Below are 2,783 nucleotides of genomic sequence, written 5' to 3' on the forward strand. Positions count from 1 at the left end.
AGATCAACCAGCCACGCCGACCAAGATCTCAAACACGTTCTGAGGACCATCGCCAGGTGGTGCGAGCTCGACCGAGGCAGTGCCGCCGAGCCCGCCAGCTGCGGCGACTTTGGTGACCGGTGGATCCTGCCAACCGTAGGTGTAGTGGTCGATGTCGTTGGTTTCACCTGTGGCGAGCGAGGGGGCGAACGTGAACGCGCTGGTGACACCGATCCCACCGTGCCAGCGGTTGTCCGACTTGTACAACGCGGAGGCCACCCGGGGGCCGTTGACCGGCCTGGTGTTGTCCACCCGGAAACTTGGCCCGCTGACCGGACCGACGCCCAGGTCACCGTCGGAGCCGGCGACGTCCCACGTGACGGTCGTGCCGTCGGCGATCGAGGAGTTCACCGCGAGAGGGGTCGCGGCCTTATGCCCCGCGGTCCGGTTCTGCGAGACGGTGCTCTGGCCTGGCCTGCGAATCCTGAAGGTGGCGGTGACCTGTCCACCGTCCTGGTCGTTGACCGTGCCCACCAGGTTGAGCGTCGAGTTGCCGACCCACGGCACCCCGCCGCACCAGGTGCAGGCGGTCAGCCTCGGCTCGATACCGACGCCCGAAATCGTGGGGCGGTGGTTGTAGGTGATCGACAACATCGGATAGGTGCCGTTCTGGACGTAGAACCGCTTCCATCCGCTGTCCCCGGCCTCGTCCCCAGCCCGCAGCCCGAGTACGACGGTGGGTGCGGCGTTCTGTGCACTCTGGACCACGGCGGCTCTGGCGTCCATGCCGACCCAGTCAGGAGCGCAGTAACCCGCCTTCGGCACAGACCGCACCTGGGCCAGATTGCTGAGCCAAGCCGGTTGCTGGTTCCAGGTCGTGTTCCCGTTGATACCTCCGGTGTGCCACAACTGCATGGGGTCGACGTCCGCCGCGGTGCACGAGTTCGAGTACTTCCACACCTGCCAGATCCGGAAGGTCGCGCTCTGGATCTCCGTTCCCGCGAGCCGTTGGGTGTCGAACGCGAACAGTGACCGGTCCAGGTACTCCCCCGGCCACCCAGGTGCGTGCCCGACCCGAGCGACTCCGGCGAGGCGCTCGTCCTCGTCTCGCGGCTGCAGGTTCCAGTGCTTGCCGCTCGGATGCGAGCGGCGGACGAGCGCCCAGGAGCTCCGGGCGTTCGGGGTGTAGTGGCTGAACGTGGGATCGATGACCACTGGGAAGCGCGTCGCCGGGTCTCGCAGCATCGCCTGGTCCGGCACCAGCGTCAGCGAACCGGAACCCAGCACGACGCCGACCGGCCGCTCAACCGGGGACTCGGCTGTGCTGTCCCACATCAGCGGCGCCGGTGACTGGAACACCACCGAACCGGTCGCGTCGACCGCCGTCACGTTCCCTGCGCGATCAGCCGCGACCCGCAGTCCGCTCGTGGACAGTCCGAGCCGGATCCGCGCCATCGCGGTGGCCGCGGCCCGTGTCCTCACCACGAAGTCGTGCCCAAAGCCCTGATCCGAAGCGCGGACACGGAGATCCACGCCCGGCAGCACATCCTCGTACGTCGCGACCGAACCGTCGACCCGTGGCGCCGGCAAGGGTGACGGCCAGGTCAGGGTCAGCGCCCGATCACCGTCCGAGGCCCGCAGAAGTGGGGCGGAGCCGCCGCCGGAGACCTCGACCGTCGCCGTGGTGGCCTTTGGTCGCGAACGTCCCCTTCGCCGTCTTGGCGAGGGTGGGATCGACCGGCGCCCACCTGCTGCCCTTCCGCGCCCGTACCGGGCCAACCGACTGCTCCAGCGTCCAGGACCCGTCCGGGTTCGCGAAGGTCGTGGACATCTCCGACCGCAGCCCCGCGACCTCGACCCGACTGCCCTGCCGGACCGCCGCAGCCGAGGCCGACGCCTGGTCGGCAGCCACCTTCACCGCCGGCGGCGCCGGCTCCGAAGCCCGCCACGGTGCCGCGGCAACCACGAGGACAGCCACCAGCGAGGCGAGCACCATCGAGATCACGAACCGGCGCAGGCTGGAGTGAACGCGCAGGTCAAACCTGCGCGTCGTGACGCGGCGCATTATCGACGAACCCCCGCAAGGTCAGCGCATGCCCCGACATCACACGACCCGAACAACATCACTGATAGTTGTTGATCGCATACACCGCGACAAGCCGCCAAACGGACGCACACGTCCTTCACCAGCCAAGACGTGGCGAGACCGCCGTCACAGTGGGCCGACCATACGGCGCGCTTCAGGTCAAGCTCGACGCGTGTGGCCAGCGTGCACGACGCCCCTCGGACACGCGCACTGTCCCTACCTGGCCTGATGGCCACTTCAGCGGCCTTCTGAGCCGCGTGAACTTGCTCGCGTTACCCAACTGCCAACCGAGGGCGGTCTCCGATCCTGGTTGTCCTCGATCGAGCACCGCCCATAGAACGCCACCGGCCCCGATCCCTCATCGACCTCGACGACCGGCTCGACACCGAGGATCTCATCAAGCGTCGCCCACGGGTCTCGGCTGATCTCAGCTGGCATGCCGGTTCTCCTTCTCCGACGCCTCACACGACTCCAACCTGTCGTGGCGCAGGTCCGCGGCGCGCTGGTGACAGCCGGCCGGACTCTCTGCTGTCCGATATGGTTGGGTCTCGACACATGGACCTCGTCGGCGCCGTCACCAGGGTCAGCGAGCTTCTGGATCAGCCTTTCCCAGATCGCCCCTGCCGCATGACTCACAGTTACAGCGGCCCGGCATTGCACGTCAACGCTCTACTGCCTCATCAAGGAACGTTGACGCGGTAACCGTGTCGCGTGGACA

Annotated in this window: 3 protein-coding genes; 1 reads left to right on the forward strand and 2 read right to left on the reverse strand. The window is 67.7% G+C overall.

Annotated features, from left to right (window positions below; all coding sequences use genetic code 11):
- Positions 1-3: 3 nt before the first annotated feature.
- On the reverse strand, positions 4-1,461 hold the full coding sequence (locus BU204_RS37670) for a DNRLRE domain-containing protein (protein WP_143230052.1): 1,458 nt from the start codon (positions 1,459-1,461) through the stop codon (positions 4-6).
- 236 nt (positions 1,462-1,697) lie between these two features.
- Between BU204_RS37670 and BU204_RS37675 the strand changes: the two genes are divergently transcribed.
- Positions 1,698-2,006, forward strand: coding sequence for a hypothetical protein (locus BU204_RS37675; RefSeq protein WP_143230053.1), 309 nt, complete (start codon positions 1,698-1,700; stop codon positions 2,004-2,006).
- A 296-nt stretch (positions 2,007-2,302) separates the two neighbouring features.
- Here BU204_RS37675 and BU204_RS40505 read toward each other — a convergent pair whose 3' ends face one another.
- Entirely contained in the window at positions 2,303-2,503 is a 201-nt protein-coding gene (locus BU204_RS40505; protein ID WP_158073582.1) for a hypothetical protein, read from the reverse strand.
- Between the last annotated feature and the right edge of the window lie 280 nt (positions 2,504-2,783).

Source organism: Actinophytocola xanthii (genome assembly GCF_001921205.1).
GTDB classification, from domain to species: domain Bacteria; phylum Actinomycetota; class Actinomycetes; order Mycobacteriales; family Pseudonocardiaceae; genus Actinophytocola; species Actinophytocola xanthii.

What these genes read in the sequence shown, in the direction of transcription:
- BU204_RS40505 (WP_158073582.1), bottom strand. Translation starts at nt 2,503, where the DNA reads ATGCCAGCTGAGATCAGCCGAGACCCGTGGGCGACGCTTGATGAGATC.